The following is a 13,868-nucleotide window of genomic DNA, read 5'->3' on the forward strand; positions in this document are numbered from 1 at the left end:
AGGACACCGAGTTCGACGTTCACCATCGGGATGCGAAGGGCGCGGCTGTGCTCGGTGATGTGCTCGTGCCTGACGAAGAAGGGCCGTCGCGCCGTACCAGGACGGCGTTGCGGTGCGGGGTGACCGGGTGTCGGCGATCTTCTTGGCAATGTCGAACGCCTCGCGCGTGTCCAGGCGTTCGGTGGCCGTGCCGTAGACCTGTCCCCGTGGAGGACCGAGAGTGCCCGGCTCGCCTCCGGGGTGGCGAGTCGCACCGTCACCCTCGGGGGCAGGGAGAGGTCGGAGATCTGCTAGACCATCGGCGCCGCTGCGCTGAGGGCGTTGCTGAGGCCGTCGGCCAGGTGGTCTCCGTCGGAGCCGGCGTCGTTGAGGATTTCTAAGGAGGTCATGATCGTTTCTGGTGAGTAGGGGGCCGGCGGCGGGTGGTTCCACGGTCGACGGCCCGGGCAGGAAGGGGGTGCTGTGTTCTACGCGGGGGCGAGGACGAGGGCGTAGAGGTCCCAGGCGACGTGCGCTGCCACCAGCGGGAGCAGGCGTCGTTGGTCCCAGTACAGGGCGACGGCGGCGACCGCGAAGACGGCGCTTGCCAGGCCGGGCGCGCCCAGGTAGGCGTGCAGGGCGATCCGGCCAGCAGCAGCGGCTGCCAGCAGGACCGGCACGGGTACGCGTAGCTGCCGGCCGATGGTGACGAGCGCTCCCGTGAGGACGAGTTCCTCGATGAGGGCAGCGCCAGGCTCATCGCCGCGAGCGCGATGGTGGGCACGTGATCGTGAGCGTCGAACCCGGCCGTCGGGGCGGGGACGGGGTAGGACTGGGCGATCAGGTCGGCCACCGCGGCCGCCGCACGGAGGGCGAGGAGGAAGTACAGGGCGGACAGGACCGCGAGGCCGGCTGTGCGCCAGGTCGGCCGGGTGAAGCGGACCGGTGCTCCGACCCGGCGCATCAGCTCGGCGGCGAGCAGGGCGAGGACGAGCGGGTTGAGCAGCAGGCGGAGCAGGTCGCCGGCCAGGCTGCCGTCCTCGGCGGCGTCGGTGAGTCGACAGAGGGCGAGCACGGCGGCGGTGAGGACGACGGGGTCGCGCCAGGCCTCGGTGCCGCCCCGGGTCAGGCGCAGCCGGGTGGTGCAGGCGGCGGCGGCCAGGACGCCGGCGCATTCGATCCAGGCGAACGGGCCCGCACCTATTCGGTGGTCGGCGAGGCGGTAGGCGAGTTCGGCGATCTGTGCGGCGTAGGCGGTGGTAGCGAGGGTGCCCCATAGCAGCAGCCAGCGCAGTGTCGCGGGCCCGGTGCGGGTGTGGGGCGGGGTGGTCGTGGCGGTCATGGTCTCTCAGCGGTCGGTGGATCTCGGTGATGAAGCGATGCGGTTCAGGTGACCGGGTGTCCGTCGGCCAGGAGCACGGGGGCGCTGGGGTCGGCGAGGCGTCGCAGGGCTGCCTGGATGCGGCCGGAGGGAATGCGGTTCGGATCGGTGAACCGCATCCCGTCGTGGACTTCGCCCGGCTTCGGGAGCTCCTGGCAGGAGATCTGCTCGTCGCGGAGGGTGCCGCCGTCGAAGACCAGCCAGTACGCCTCGGCAGTGGTCTCGGTGGTGGGCGTGGTGTCCACCACGAGCAGCCGCAGGGTGTCGACATCCAGGGAGGCATCGCGCCGTGCGGCGTGCCGGGCGGCATCGTGCGGCGCCTGGTCTCTGATGGCGCGCCAGGTCGGCACGTCCCAGCCCCGGTTGTCGTCAGCGTTGGTCGTCACCTGGAAGACGCCGCCGGACGCGTTGCGGATGATGACCTGGGCGTAGACGCAGCGGCCGGGCGGGTACAGCGGGTCGAGCTTGGAGTACGGCAGGAGCATGCGGGTCGGGTCCGATCGGTCGCAGGGGTGGGAGGGTGCGGTTCAGGGGCGGGGCGGCAGGCAGTCGATGACGTCGTCCTCGGCGAGGCACGAGTACGTGGTGCGGTGCTCGTCGTCGGTCAGCGGGCGCGAGAGCGGCGGCGTCTCGCTGTCGGCGGACTCCCGCAGGGCGAAGAGCTCCGGGACGAGGTCGGCGGCGGCGTGCGCGTCGGCGGCGTGGGGGCCGCGCAGCATGAGGAGGCTGGTGCGGGGCAGCATCGCGGCCTGGCGTACGAGGGTGGGCGCCAGGGTGTAGGAGCTGCCCGGGAGCTCGGTGGTGGTGACGGCCCGGCGCAGGTCGCGGGTGGTGAAGGGGCCGTCGGTGCGGCCGCCGGTGCGCAGCGAGACGGTGTGGAGGTAGCCGCCGGCCAGGACCTGGACGGTGTGCGGGTGGGCGTGGTTGTGCGGGACGCGCTGGTTGGCGGGGTGGTGGCGGGTGTTGAGGCGGATCTCGAAGCCGCGGTCGTCCGCGGCGGCCAGGACCAGGCGGTCTTCGAGCAGGGTGGTGCGGGAGGCCTCGTACCGTTCGGGGGCCAGGACGGTGGTGGTGGTGAGGTAGGACAGCAGGGCGCGGTCGGCGGCGAGGCGGTGCAGGGCGCCGGCCTGGGCGTGGAGGCGCGGCAGGTCGGCGCCGCGCAGGTCGGGGATGTCCTCCGGCAACGCGCCGCCGGGTCGGTCGTCGTCGCGGCGCGGCGCGGTGAGGCGGTAGCGGGCGGTGGCGGCGGCCGGGTAGTCGGCCGCGCTCAGCGGCAGCAGGTCGGGGTCGGTGGGCGGGAGGTGGGTGAGGACGAGTTGCACGCTGTCCGGGGCGCCGGTGAGCAGGGTCGTGGCGCCGGCGTGGAGGAGGCACAGCTGGCCGGGGTGCAGGGTGCGCAGGTACTGGGGGCTCTGCCGGTCGATGTCGTCCTGGTCGCGGTAGAGGGCCAGGGGCAGGGTGCCGGCCAGCGGGAGGACCGCGGTGGTGCGCCCGGTGGGCCGGGGCGCGGCGGCGGTGCCGTCGGGCAGGCGCAGGTACCAGGCCGGGTGGCCGTCGCGGGGTGCGGCGAGCAGGAGCAGGGTGTGGCCGGGGCCGGTGTGGGAGCCGGCCGCGAGTGCGTGCGGGGCTGCCTGGTCGAGCAGGTGCAGCACCGCGTCGACGGTGGGGGTGAGCCAGGCGTCGCCGACCAGGCGGTGGGGGTCGGCGAGCGGGCTGCTGGGGTCGTGGGTGAGGAGGTCGGCGGCCGGCAGGGGGATGACGCCGGCCGGGGCACTCGGCGGAAGCGGGGTGGGCATGGTGGTCGTGTCCTCGTGGGGGTCAGAGGGTGGTGGGCGGCCGGGGGGAGTTCCAGGGCCTGGCCTCGGGAGGGACCAAGGGGCGCTCGGCGCGCAGTTCGGGGGTGGTGGTGGCCACGAGGGCGTGGGCCCGGTGGCGGGCGGCGGAAAGTTCGGCCTGCCGATCGAAGCCGGCGGCCAGTCGGCTCTGGCTCTGCTCCAGCCGGTCCTGGCGTTTTTCCACGGCGGCCAGGCGGTCGTTGACGACCTGGGCGCTGCGCAGGACGACCCCGAGGTCGGTGAGGTTCGCCATCGCCCGGGCCCGCATGTCGGCCAGGTCGGGGGACAGCTGCGAGGTGCTGCGGCGGGCGTCGGCCAGGGTCTCGGCGGTCAGCGCCGCCACCAGGTCCAGGGCCTCCTGCGCCTCGAAGCGGGCGGCCCGCAGCTCGGTCATCCCGTCGTCCAGCCTGGCCAGCGCATCGGCGAGTTCCTGGCGGGCCCGGCGGTGCTCGGTACGCCAGACGGCCGCGGCCGCGACGTCCTCGGCCCAGCGTGCGGCTGCTTCCCGGGCCTCCTGGCGCGGGCTCGTGGCCAGCTCCTGCTGCTGGCGGCTCAGCACGCATGCCGGCCGCGAGCACCCGTGGTGACGGCGCGGCAGTTTCCCCAGGCCGAACAGCATGGTGATCATGGCCGGGATCCGTTGCACTCCGAGGAGCTCGCCCACCTCGCGTACGGCGTCGCGGACCACTGCGGGGCCGCGCCCGGTGATCTCGGCGATCTCGCGCGGCATGAGCCCCGCGGAGATGTGGGCGAACACTCGGACCTGGGTGGAGTCCAGACGGCCCGGCGGACGGTCGGGCCCCACCGCCGGCACGATGCCGGCCCGCACACCGATCGCAGCAAGGTGAGCCGCATTGCGGGCACCGGTGATACTCCGCAGCCGCTTGAGCTCGTAGCAGACGACCCCCGTGCTGCAGCCCATCCGCAGGGCGACCGCCGGGATCGTCCTGCCTGCGGCGGTGAGCACCAGAACGTCGCGCTGCTCCCGGGTCAGGACGATCCGGCCCCCGCAGGTGAGGCACGGCTCGCCGTGGACCACGGACTCCCGGTCCCACGGACCGGCGTAGGGCCGGATCACGCCGCCCCCTTCGACACGCAGATCGGGCAGAACGGCGAGCCGTCCAGGGCGCCGGGCACGCCGTGCAGGCGGAAGACGGCCGCAGGGTTGCCGCGGGTGCCGGCCCGGTGCCGGATGTCGGCCAGGTACGTGGTGACCGTGGCCGGTGTCACTCCGAAGTAGCCGGCGATTTCCTGGCTGGTCCAGCCCTGGGCCCGGAGCTGGAAGTGGGCCAGAGGCGTCTTCGGGAGCGGCCTTGCCGGTTCCGTCCGCGGGGGCAGCAGGATCTTCGCGCGGCAGGCCACGTCCACCATCTGCTCCCGGGTGCTCGCCCGGAGCCGCTCCTGCAGGGAGTGCAGGCTCCTGCGCACCACGTTGGGCGTCAGCCTCTCGGCATTCCGGCGCCCGGGCATCGCGTTGACGGCGAGCGCGATCCGGATCGAGTCCAAGTCGGTGACCAGGTGGCTCAGTACCAGGGCCTCGTGTCCGGGGATCTCCTCGGCGACGTAGTGGCCGCACCGCATGACCGCGGGCTCGTGGACCACCGGCAGCAGGGGCCCGCTCGGGCGGGAGGTCGTCATCGCGGCCCCCAGTTCCACGGGGCCGGGTGGGCGCCGCGCAGGCACGCGACGCGGTGCGCGGCTTCCGCGCGGGCCCGCTGGTCGAGGTGGGCACTGCGGACTGCGTCCATCACCGCGGTGAGGACCACGACGTCGCGCACGACCTGGTAGCCGGACCAGGCCCCGATGTAGGGGTAGGCCTGCTGCTCCATGTCGTAGGCCAGGTAGGTATCGGCGTAGGTCCGGTGGTCCTGGCGGAGGCCGGTGAGCAGTTCGGAGCGCCAGCGGGCGGCGACGAGGTCCCACTCCCTGTGGCCGCGCGTCAGCGGGCGGCGCAGCAGGGTCCCGGCGTGGACGCCGTCGTCGTGGACCGGGACCATGCCGAGGGTGCCGAAAACGACGGTGTCCGGGGTCGGCCAGTCCAGATAGTCCCACTCCTCGTGCAGTTGGATGGTGCGCTCACGCAGGAACCCGCGGGCGGCCGCGTTCAGCGGGGCGTCGTCCAGGCCGTTCAGCAGCCCGGTGAACGGGTCGTGCTCGCGCAGCCACGGCGCCGTCCGGGGGTCGATCCGGTGGGTGAGCGCGGTCACCCACCCGGACAGGGATGTGTCGGTGCTCAGCTGCCCCGGGTTTGGCCAGAACGTCACCGTCTGCCCCACGGTGTCCGCTCGGACGTCGCCGTACCGGGGTGCGGTGGCGAGGACCTCGTGCTGCCGCAGGAATTGCGCGCCCCTGATCAGGGCCCAGGCCTCGTCCGGATCGGGGTGCACCATGGCCAAGGTGTGCGAGGCGGGCAGCAGCCACAGGTGGTTCGGGCTGTCGCTGACCAGCTCGGCCTGCCGGGCGTCGATCCCGCTGGCCGCACAGGCCTGCGTCAGAGCCTCGTAGGAGGCCGCGACGTCCGTTCTGCGGGCCGGGCTGGTGGTCTTGAGCAGAGTTCGGGTGCGGGTTCCGACGCTCACAGCAGTCCTCGATACGAAGTTCGATGGAAGAAGGGGGGCGGTCCGGGACGGCCAACGGGCCGTCCCGGACCGGCCGGCCCCGTGCCGGGTGGCACGTGCCGGGACGGACGGGCGGAGTGCAGTTCCCTCCGCTCTTCACCCATCCGGTTTGCCCGGGGCCCGGGGCGCACGGGGGTGGCGCCCTGGGCCCGGGCTGCCCGCCTCTCCCCAGGGGCGGGTGCTGGTGGGTGCGCGGGCCCGGGCCAGCTCCCCAGCGGCCGGGCCCGCACACCGGGCGGCGCCGTCTTCGGGGAGACGGCACCACCTGGGTTCGCGGGGCCGCCCAGGACAGGCTGGGCCCCGCGGGTGTCCGGGCCGGCCTCCCCGAGAGCAACGGGAGGCGCGCCCGGACCGCGGTGAGCGTGCGCGCACGGGGGCGCTGCTCTTCCGCTGCCCACCCCGGCGGGATCGGGGCAGGCGGTCTGGAGTCCGGTGCAGCCCACGCGGGAAGGCGTGCGGCGGGCGGCACCGGAGGTCTACAAGGAGACGGTCACGCTGGTATTCGGTCGAGCGCCGGCTGCCCGGGCAGCATGCCGACGGCCGGCCGCGGCCTGGACTCCCGCAGCGTGGTGCCCGCGCGCAGTACCGCGATCTGCAGGCCGACCTGCTCGGCAAGGGCGGCCGTCGACCGCGCGGACGCGGGCAACGTGACCTCCGCCCAGACCGCCTTACCGCCCTCGGGAAGGGGATCGACGCCGAACCGCGACGCGAGCCGGTTGACCAGCCGCAGGCCGCGGCCGCAGGTCGCCTCGTCGTCCACCGGCCGGTGCTCCGGCCGCCCGGGCCCCGGATCGGTCACCGACACCCGCAGCACCCCCGCGACGTACTCCAGGGAAGCGGTCAACGTCACGTCCGGCCGGTCGCCACCGCAGCCGTGCACGACGGCGTTGGTGCCGAGCTCGCTCAGCACGAGCTCCACGCCGTCCTGCACGACGTCCACCTGGTGCGGATCGAGGCCCAGCAGCGGCAGGGCCTCCCTGGCCCAGCGGCGAAGGTCACGGATCCGCGCCCGCTCGGCGGGGAACCGCGTGGTGATGGTGCGTGATCTCGGCTCCATGGGGGGCGCCTCACTCACTCGGGTCATTTTCAGGGTCACTGCAGCAGTCGGCCTTCCTGCGGGCCCGAGGTTCCGGCCCACCGTTCCGGCGACTGACACCCAGTGAACGACCATCAGCACCGTGTAGGGCAGGAAGAAGTACGGGCTTTCCGCTCGCACGAAACCGGAAGAACCAGCTGTGGGATTCACCGGAGCGTCAGCGCTATGGTGACAGTGGCGCTACGTTGAGTGCATGGGGGAGAACGTCCTACTTCAGCAGCAGATGGCCGAGCGAGGACTGCGGCAAGCCGAGCTGGCCCAGCTGATGAACGACCATGTCGCCCGAGAGAGCGGCACCCTGGGTGCGTTCTCCGAGCGCACGGTCTACAACCTCATGACCGGAAGAACTCGCTGGCCCCAGGTGAAGACCCGTGCCGCATTGGAGGCAGTATTCGGGTGCACGAGCAAAGAGCTCGGCTTCTCTCCCCCAGGTACCAAGCACCCTGTTCCGCCGGAGGACCCCATGCATCGCCGACGCTTCCTCGCTGCTGCCCCGGCCGCCGCTGCGGCGGTCGGCGTCCCCGGCTTGTCCTCACGGCCCAACGCGGTGGGCAAGTCCGATGTGGAGCGACTGCGAGCCGGCCTCAGGGCGCTGGCCGAGCTGGACAACGAGCGGGGCGGCCACCAGGACCTTGAGCGTGCCTCGCTCGCAGGCGCCGAGGCCGCAACGCGACTTCAGGACCGGCCCGCCAGCCAGCGGGTACGCAGCGCGCTGTACTCGGTCGCCGCCGACTACACCGCCACCGCCGCATGGTCATGCGTGGACGCCCGCCAGTTCGATCAGGCCCAAAAACACCTGGACCGAGCATTGACACTGGCAGGATTGGCGGGCGACAGCATCTCCGAGCTGCGTTTGTGGAACGCGACCTCGATGATGGCTTACCAGCAGCGCCGGTACCCGCTTGCCCTGGCTGCCGCTCAGGCTGCACAGGTCTGTGGAATCGCCCGGCGCGACCCGTTCTTCGCCGCGCTTGCCCATGCTCGGGTGGCGATCGGTCACGCCGCTCTCTACGACCGCCAGGCCGCACTGCGGTACATCGGGCACGCAAACGACGCCCTCGCCCACGCGGTCAACGACGTGCCCCGCCCGTCATGGACGGCGTTCTTCGGCACCCCGGAGTTGCACGGCCTGACCGGGATCATCCACGAACACCTTGGCGAGTACGCCAAGGCCGAGGGCGCATGTCACCGCTCGCTGGCCGGCATCCCGAGCCACTTCCGGCGCAACACGGCAATGGTGACCGCCAGAATGGCGCTCGCGCAGCTCTACCAGAACGAGGTCGAGCCGGCCTGCGTGACAGCCGTTCAGGCCCATACTCTGATGGCTGGCGATCCGTTGCCGGGCCGGCTGCGCTCTCTCCTCGGTGACTTCCATCGTGGCTTGATCAAGGTGGCGCCCGACTCCCGCGAGACGCTGGAATGGAGAGACCGCATCCGCACCAATGAGGAGGACCACCAGCCATGATAGAGATCCGCCGCTTCCCCCAGGGCAGCTTGCCCGAAGGCCTGCGTCAGCTGCTGTTGGACGTGCACGACGAGGCCTACCACGACCGGCGCGACGAGGAGTTTGTGCAGCGCTTCCCCTGGTTCGTTGACCACTGGAGCGAGAAGCCCGGGTTCAGCTGCGTCGTGGGCTACGACGACGACGAGCCGATTGGCTTCACCTACGGTGCCCCGCTCGCCGAAGGAAAGGAGTGGTGGCGCGAGTGCATGCCCGCACCTGAACGGGCCGCGACCTTCGGCGTGTCCGAGCTGATGATCCGCCCCCGCTGGCGGAAGCAGGGCTTGTCCCAGCAGCTCCACCAGGCGCTCCTTGTCGATCGGACGGAAGCGATGGCCGTCCTGTCCGTCGACACCGCCCGCCCCAAGATCCAGGCGCTGTACGAATCCTGGGGCTACCACAAGGTCGGTGAGCACCGTCCCTTCATCGACTCCCCGCTCTACGCGATCATGGTGTACGAGCTGCCAGCCACAGGTTGATCACAGAACAACGGGTTGGTGGCCGTGTACATCGCTCGTGAGGGTGAAAGGGCGGCCGGCGGTTGGTGCTGTCGCCCTGCGCTGGGCGTCTACACCGAGATCACCGGGATCGGCCTGCGCGGTGTCATGGCCGAGCAGGCCCGGCTCGCGGGCTGGGCGGCGTTTGACGCAGGCCTTTACGGCGAGGCCCGCGTGCACTTCCTGACCTCGATGACTGCAGCTCAGGCCGCCGAGGACAGCTCGCTGACCGCGAACTCCTACGCCTTTCTCGCCTACCTGGAGTGGACCATCGGAGGCAGCTCCGGAGTCAAGTTCGCCACTGTGGCCTGCGAGACGGCCGGCCGCGACGACCGGCAGTACGGGCCCTGCTGTGGGACCGTCTGGCCTGGCAGCACGCGACCAGCGGCAACGCCAACGCCGCCGACCGTGCCCTCGCCGCCGCTGAGGAGGCGATCCACGAGGAGGCCGACCGGCCGGAACCGGACTGGGTGTACTGGGTCAACCGGGACGAGGTCTCCATCATGACCGGCCGGTGCTGGGCCGAGCTCCACCGGCCGTTGCGAGTAATCCCCGCGCTGGAGTCGGCGTTGTCCCGCTACGACGACACCAGGGCCCGCGACAAGGCGCTGTACCTGTCCTGGCTGGCCTCCGCCTACCTGGACGCGGGGGAGATCGAGCACTCCGTAGCGATCACCAGCAAGGTGCTTGACCTCTCCCGGGGACTCGCGTCGACCCGCCCTTCGGGGCGCTCGCGCATTCTCCTCCACCGTCTCCAACAGCACCGCCAGCTCTCGCCGGTCGCCGAGCTCCTGGAACGGACCGCAGCGTCTTAGCCTTCGGCAGGTCGTGTCGCCCGGGTGATCCAGTCCAGGTAGGCCAGCGGCCCGGAGAGGATCGGCAGCGAGATCATCTCCGGGTTGTCGTAAGGATGTTGCGCGACGACGTGCTCCTCCAACTCGGCTGCCCGGTCCTCGGTTGTGCGGAAGGTCACCTGCCACTCGGTGCCCTCGCACACCTCGCCGTGGTGCCGGTAGGTCGTGGTGACCGGCCCGGTGACCTGCCCTGTGGCAGCCAACCGGCCGGCGACTGCGGACCGCGACAGCGCGGTGGCAGCGGCCTCGTTGTCGACGGTAGTGATCATGATCAGGAAGTCGGGCATAGCCGCGACACTAGTCGGACTCGTCCGCGTCCGGAACACGCAATCCGCGTCCACGGGATCGCTCGTTGGGGTGACAAGCAGGTCGGCAGCTGGTGCTGCCGACCTGCCGCGATCGGATATGCGTCCGTCTCGGACCGCCAGGCGGCTCTGCGCTACCTCGGGCACGCTCATGACGCCCTGAACCGGGCCGGGGATGCAACGCGGCCCTCTTGGCTGGACTTCTATAGTCGCGCCGAGTTGTTCGCCCTGTCCGCGCACGTCGCGTTCTTCTCCGGGTTCCTGCCGAAGCTCCCGCAACCGAAGCAGCCCCCGCGGCTCTGGGAGTGCCGGCCGCCGGCGTTCAAGACGGTCGACCAGCGCACGTTCGTCTTCGACGCCCCGAACCTCCTCGTCGGGCTCGGCCGGCACGGCTACCGCACGGTGTGCATCGGCGGTGTGGCGTACTTCTCCCGGGAGACGCCGCTCGGGTCCGTCCTGCCGGACATGTTCGACGAGGACTTCTGGCGGCCGGAGTTCTGCTCGCCGGAGCCGGACTCGACCCGCTATCAGGTCGAGCACGCCCTCGAAGTCGCCCGGGCGCGTGCGGATCGGCCGCTGTTCCTGTTCGTCAACGTCTCGGCGACGCACGTCCCCCACGGCCACTACCTCGGCGACAGCTCCGACTCCTGGCAGTCGCAGGCCGCCGCCCTCGCATACGCCGACGAGCACCTGGGCGACCTGATAGACGGCCTGACCAGCAACAGGAGGTGGCTGGTCATCATGTGCGCCGACCACGGGGACGCCTTCGGCGAGGACGGCTACCACGGGCGCGGGATCATCCACCCGACGGTGACGAACGTGCTGTTCGCCAGCATGGTGGTCTGACCGCGCCTTAACCTCCGTGCATGACCGACACGCAGCTGCCCACCCGGAACGCGGCTGTCGTCGTGGCCCGCGACTCCAACGGCCTGGTCGCCCTGCTGACCGCGCCGTTCCCCCTGCACAGTGGCGAGTACCTGTTCCTGCCAGGAGGACGCCAGGAGGGCGACGAGAGCCCGGAGGAGTGCGCGCGGCGCGAGCTTCGCGAAGAGGCCGGGATCACCGCCGCCACCTGGCGTCCGCTCGGGTCGTACGCCATCGTGCCGGGCTCGACGGCGCGCCTCCACCTCTTCGAGGCCCGGGACCTCACCCTCGGCCCACAGGAGCCGGCCCCTGGGGAAGACGGCTTCAAGCTGATGTGGTGGCCGATGGAGGAAGCCCTCGCCGCGGTCAGTGAGGGGCGGTTCCTCCTCCAGGGCGGACCCCTCGCGCTGCTCCTCGCCGACCGGCTGCCGGCCGCTGCGTGAGCACAGAGGGGCGCCTGACGGAAGGACGGTGCTCCCGGCGTCGGGTGACGCGCCGTCGGTCCAGGGAGGGCTGGAGCCGGTGTCCAGCTCCCCTGGGGTGTTCCCGAGCGTGTTCCCACGGGAACGCACCGGCGGGAAGAACGGCATGATGCGTGGGGACCGGGCAAGAAGCGGCCGCCCGATCCGCCGAAGTAGGCGGCCCGCCTGCGACGAGTACGGTGGTGCGCAGCCAGCTGGGCGAGGACGGCCTGGCCGTTCACCAGCAGGCTCTCCTCGTCGCCGGCCTGCTCGCACGCCAGCAGGAGCAGCCGGGGCGGTGTCCCGGTGCTGCCACAGTAAGGACATCAGTCGGCTGGCGGCGAGGAGCACGTTGGCGTGCTCCATGGGGGAGGGCGAATCCGATTATCCTTTGCCGTACAAGCGGTGGGACGCTTCGGTTCTGCGTCGTGTCGCGCTCGCCGACCCATCCATGAGGAACGCGGTCATGGGGGCGGACGATCGTACGATCACGATGCTGGTCGCCTGGAGCGGCTGCGACTACAAGCCCGACCTGGTGGTATAGGAGACGGACAGGCAGGTCGCGCTGCTGCTTAGGCGCCGCGATGCTTCGGGTCCGGGCGTCGGGGGCGAGGACGGCGGCATCGCCGAGGTGAAGGTCGTCCTGCGTCAGCCGCTCCGCCCCCGGGCCCTGACCGACGCCCTAACCCGGCGAGCCCGTCCCCTGCACCCACGCCTGACTTCAACAGTCCGTACGATGCTGTCGAAGGCTCAGAGTCGGTGCGCCGGGGCGCAGCTGGGAGAGATAGCCTCTGGGGCATCGGCCCGGCACACGTGGGGCTCTGGATTCGAACTGAATGGATTGGCGCACTCTGCTCCCAATCGCAGCAGGTCAGGAAGTGTCGGCCCCGCGAGCGCGGGGATAGCTCCTCGCAGTCCGGCACCGTCGGCCCGGTCGGCGCGTCGGCCCCGCGAGCGCGGGGATAGCTCTCTGCTGCTGCTGATTCGCCATGTCTTCCGGACGTCGGCCCCGCGAGCGCGGGGATAGCTCCTCCTGCTCCTCCGTCGTCGGGGGGCGGACGTCGTCGGCCCCGCGAGCGCGGGGATAGCTCCCGGACGTCGGTGCCGTGCCCCTCGCCGTTGCAGTCGGCCCCGCGAGCGCGGGGATAGCTCCCCGGTGGCCGTCAACAAGCAGGACGCCGGCGCGTCGGCCCCGCGAGCGCGGGGATAGCTCCGCGACGGCGGCGGCCTCGGTCATCTTCACGGTGTCGGCCCCGCGAGCGCGGGGATAGCTCTCGCCCGCTCGCGGGGCTTCAGCTTGGCGGCGTGTCGGCCCCGCGAGCGCGGGGATAGCTCCGGGGAGTGTGCGGCACGGTCACGACGCTACGCGTCGGCCCCGCGAGCGCGGGGATAGCTCTTTGGTGCGGGTGAGTTGGGACAGGTCGATGACGTCGGCCCCGCGCTCGCGGGGATAGTCAAGAACCGCGAACCGTACCGGCGGCACCGCCAGGCAGCGGCGGCCAAGCTGCAGACCGACGAGGACTGCCTCTGGCCGGCCGCGAAGTCGGAGACCTGGCGCCTGGACGAGGCCGATGCCGAGATCGTCCATGTCTATCCCCACGGGGAAGTACGCCAGGAGTTCTCCCTGTACTTCCGCGCGAGGCCCGGGGGCGGCCGGCTCGCCGCCGGCTGCGAGTCCTTCGAGGTGCGTTGGGTGCCGCGAGTGGAGCTCGAAGGGCTGGACATCGCCCCGACGACCAGGCTCCGCCTCGACCACGGTTTCCGGAACGAGCCGGCCCCGCACCTCGGCTGACTCAGGCGCCGCCGGACTCGGCCGGCCGCTTCGCGACCCGGTCGACCACGGCGAGCAGTGCCGGGCGGGCCGCAGAGACCGTGCGGTGGACGACGTGGTCGATGCCGTACCGGCGAGGAACCTCGTCGAGCCCGGACACCGGGTCGACCACGGCGCCGTCGGGGCCGCTGGTGAGGTCGCAGCACGTGATCGCGCTCAGCAGGTCCGACGGTGGCCGGCGGAACTCCGCGAGCGCGGTCGAGAGGCCCAGTTCGGTTGCTTCCCAGTCCGAGGAGGAGTGGTAGGCGACGAGCGAGCAGACCTCGGCATCGACGCCGATCCGGCGCAGGTGCCGGGTGCCGTCGATCATGTGCTGTCCGGTGTCGACCGCCGAGGGCGTGTACCCGACATCGTGGAGGATCGCGGCGACGCGCACCACCTCCTCGTCGGCCCCGAGCACCTGGGCGAGGACCCGGGCCTGTTCGAAGACCCGGCACGAGTGCGCCCAGCGCAGGGGGATGCCCGCGAGCAGCGATTCGGCGGTCCGGTACGCGAGGCTCAGGTCCATCGTTCAAGACGGGGTGACACGGCACGAGGGTCATGACCGGTGTTGCGAATCGGTCGATGTCGGAGGACTTGTCCGCAAGGGCCCAGGGCTTCTGTGTAACCCACGCGGGTGACAGTTCGCTGTCCTGAGAGCTCACGG

The 13,868-nt window shown here is 71.7% G+C and carries 14 protein-coding genes and 1 CRISPR repeat array; of the genes, 5 read left to right on the plus strand and 9 right to left on the minus strand.

Features of this window, described 5'->3' with window-relative positions:
* Positions 1 to 467: 467 nt before the first annotated feature.
* From ACFVUY_RS40220 to ACFVUY_RS40250, 7 genes are all read right to left on the minus strand, one after another.
* Positions 468 to 1,256 (minus strand): type II CAAX prenyl endopeptidase Rce1 family protein, encoded by a 789-nt coding sequence (locus tag ACFVUY_RS40220; protein WP_387737002.1) that lies wholly within the window; start codon positions 1,254 to 1,256, stop codon positions 468 to 470.
* Between the two features lie 109 nt (positions 1,257 to 1,365).
* Entirely contained in the window at positions 1,366 to 1,845 is a 480-nt protein-coding gene (locus ACFVUY_RS40225) for a hypothetical protein (RefSeq protein ID WP_387736988.1), read from the minus strand.
* A gap of 42 nt (positions 1,846 to 1,887) precedes the next feature.
* The gene (locus ACFVUY_RS40230; protein ID WP_387736989.1) at positions 1,888 to 3,156 is read right to left on the minus strand and encodes a hypothetical protein; all 1,269 of its coding nucleotides are present in this window, start codon (positions 3,154 to 3,156) and stop codon (positions 1,888 to 1,890) included.
* Positions 3,157 to 3,178: 22 nt separating this feature from the next.
* Positions 3,179 to 4,273, minus strand: coding sequence for a hypothetical protein (locus tag ACFVUY_RS40235; RefSeq protein WP_387736990.1), 1,095 nt, complete (start codon positions 4,271 to 4,273; stop codon positions 3,179 to 3,181).
* Complete coding sequence (locus tag ACFVUY_RS40240; protein WP_387736991.1) at positions 4,270 to 4,833, minus strand: helix-turn-helix transcriptional regulator; 564 nt, start codon at positions 4,831 to 4,833, stop codon at positions 4,270 to 4,272. Before ACFVUY_RS40240 ends, ACFVUY_RS40235 begins: the two co-directional genes overlap by 4 nt.
* On the minus strand, positions 4,830 to 5,774 hold the full coding sequence (locus tag ACFVUY_RS40245) for a hypothetical protein (RefSeq protein WP_387736992.1): 945 nt from the start codon (positions 5,772 to 5,774) through the stop codon (positions 4,830 to 4,832). The genes ACFVUY_RS40240 and ACFVUY_RS40245 overlap by 4 nt, the downstream gene beginning before the upstream one ends.
* Positions 5,775 to 6,303: 529 nt before the next feature.
* Entirely contained in the window at positions 6,304 to 6,870 is a 567-nt protein-coding gene (locus ACFVUY_RS40250) for an ATP-binding protein (protein ID WP_387736993.1), read from the minus strand.
* Positions 6,871 to 7,102: 232 nt separating this feature from the next.
* Between ACFVUY_RS40250 and ACFVUY_RS40255 the strand changes: the two genes are divergently transcribed.
* The 3 genes from ACFVUY_RS40255 to ACFVUY_RS40265 all read left to right on the plus strand — a co-directional run bounded on the left by ACFVUY_RS40255 (position 7,103) and on the right by ACFVUY_RS40265 (position 9,722).
* Entirely contained in the window at positions 7,103 to 8,374 is a 1,272-nt protein-coding gene (locus ACFVUY_RS40255) for an XRE family transcriptional regulator (protein WP_387736994.1), read from the plus strand.
* Complete coding sequence (locus ACFVUY_RS40260) at positions 8,371 to 8,889, plus strand: GNAT family N-acetyltransferase (RefSeq protein WP_380347821.1); 519 nt, start codon at positions 8,371 to 8,373, stop codon at positions 8,887 to 8,889. The genes ACFVUY_RS40255 and ACFVUY_RS40260 overlap by 4 nt, the downstream gene beginning before the upstream one ends.
* A 281-nt stretch (positions 8,890 to 9,170) precedes the next feature.
* Positions 9,171 to 9,722 carry a hypothetical protein gene (locus ACFVUY_RS40265; RefSeq protein WP_387736995.1) on the plus strand — a complete coding sequence of 184 codons (552 nt, stop codon included), beginning with the start codon at positions 9,171 to 9,173 and terminating at the stop codon, positions 9,720 to 9,722.
* Here the strand turns inward: ACFVUY_RS40265 and cutA are convergent.
* The gene (gene cutA, locus ACFVUY_RS40270; RefSeq protein WP_387736996.1) at positions 9,719 to 10,048 is read right to left on the minus strand and encodes a divalent-cation tolerance protein CutA; all 330 of its coding nucleotides are present in this window, start codon (positions 10,046 to 10,048) and stop codon (positions 9,719 to 9,721) included. The genes ACFVUY_RS40265 and cutA overlap by 4 nt on opposite strands.
* A gap of 237 nt (positions 10,049 to 10,285) precedes the next feature.
* Here cutA and ACFVUY_RS40275 point away from each other — a divergent pair, with 237 nt between their 5' ends.
* Both ACFVUY_RS40275 and ACFVUY_RS40280 read left to right on the plus strand, forming a co-directional pair.
* Positions 10,286 to 10,912 carry an STM4013/SEN3800 family hydrolase gene (locus ACFVUY_RS40275; protein ID WP_387736997.1) on the plus strand — a complete coding sequence of 209 codons (627 nt, stop codon included), beginning with the start codon at positions 10,286 to 10,288 and terminating at the stop codon, positions 10,910 to 10,912.
* A 20-nt stretch (positions 10,913 to 10,932) separates the two neighbouring features.
* On the plus strand, positions 10,933 to 11,373 hold the full coding sequence (locus ACFVUY_RS40280) for an NUDIX hydrolase (RefSeq protein ID WP_387736998.1): 441 nt from the start codon (positions 10,933 to 10,935) through the stop codon (positions 11,371 to 11,373).
* 898 nt (positions 11,374 to 12,271) lie between these two features.
* A CRISPR array of direct repeats spans positions 12,272 to 12,848; the repeat unit is 28 nt; unit sequence GTCGGCCCCGCGAGCGCGGGGATAGCTC.
* A gap of 336 nt (positions 12,849 to 13,184) precedes the next feature.
* Here ACFVUY_RS40280 and ACFVUY_RS40285 read toward each other — a convergent pair.
* Entirely contained in the window at positions 13,185 to 13,730 is a 546-nt protein-coding gene (locus ACFVUY_RS40285) for an HD domain-containing protein (protein ID WP_387736999.1), read from the minus strand.
* Positions 13,731 to 13,868: the final 138 nt, after the last annotated feature.

Source organism: Kitasatospora sp. NPDC058063 (genome assembly GCF_042885395.1).
GTDB classification, from domain to species: Bacteria; Actinomycetota; Actinomycetes; order Streptomycetales; family Streptomycetaceae; genus Kitasatospora; species Kitasatospora lactacystinica.

What these genes read in the sequence shown, in the direction of transcription:
- ACFVUY_RS40220 (WP_387737002.1), bottom strand. Translation starts at nt 1,256, where the DNA reads ATGGGGCACCCTCGCTACCACCGCCTACGCCGCACAGATCGCCGAACT.
- ACFVUY_RS40240 (WP_387736991.1), bottom strand. Translation starts at nt 4,833, where the DNA reads ATGACGACCTCCCGCCCGAGCGGGCCCCTGCTGCCGGTGGTCCACGAG.
- ACFVUY_RS40225 (WP_387736988.1), bottom strand. Translation starts at nt 1,845, where the DNA reads ATGCTCCTGCCGTACTCCAAGCTCGACCCGCTGTACCCGCCCGGCCGC.
- cutA (WP_387736996.1), bottom strand. Translation starts at nt 10,048, where the DNA reads ATGCCCGACTTCCTGATCATGATCACTACCGTCGACAACGAGGCCGCT.
- ACFVUY_RS40285 (WP_387736999.1), bottom strand. Translation starts at nt 13,730, where the DNA reads ATGGACCTGAGCCTCGCGTACCGGACCGCCGAATCGCTGCTCGCGGGC.
- ACFVUY_RS40250 (WP_387736993.1), bottom strand. Translation starts at nt 6,870, where the DNA reads ATGGAGCCGAGATCACGCACCATCACCACGCGGTTCCCCGCCGAGCGG.
- ACFVUY_RS40280 (WP_387736998.1), top strand. Translation starts at nt 10,933, where the DNA reads ATGACCGACACGCAGCTGCCCACCCGGAACGCGGCTGTCGTCGTGGCC.
- ACFVUY_RS40255 (WP_387736994.1), top strand. Translation starts at nt 7,103, where the DNA reads ATGGGGGAGAACGTCCTACTTCAGCAGCAGATGGCCGAGCGAGGACTG.
- ACFVUY_RS40230 (WP_387736989.1), bottom strand. Translation starts at nt 3,156, where the DNA reads ATGCCCACCCCGCTTCCGCCGAGTGCCCCGGCCGGCGTCATCCCCCTG.
- ACFVUY_RS40260 (WP_380347821.1), top strand. Translation starts at nt 8,371, where the DNA reads ATGATAGAGATCCGCCGCTTCCCCCAGGGCAGCTTGCCCGAAGGCCTG.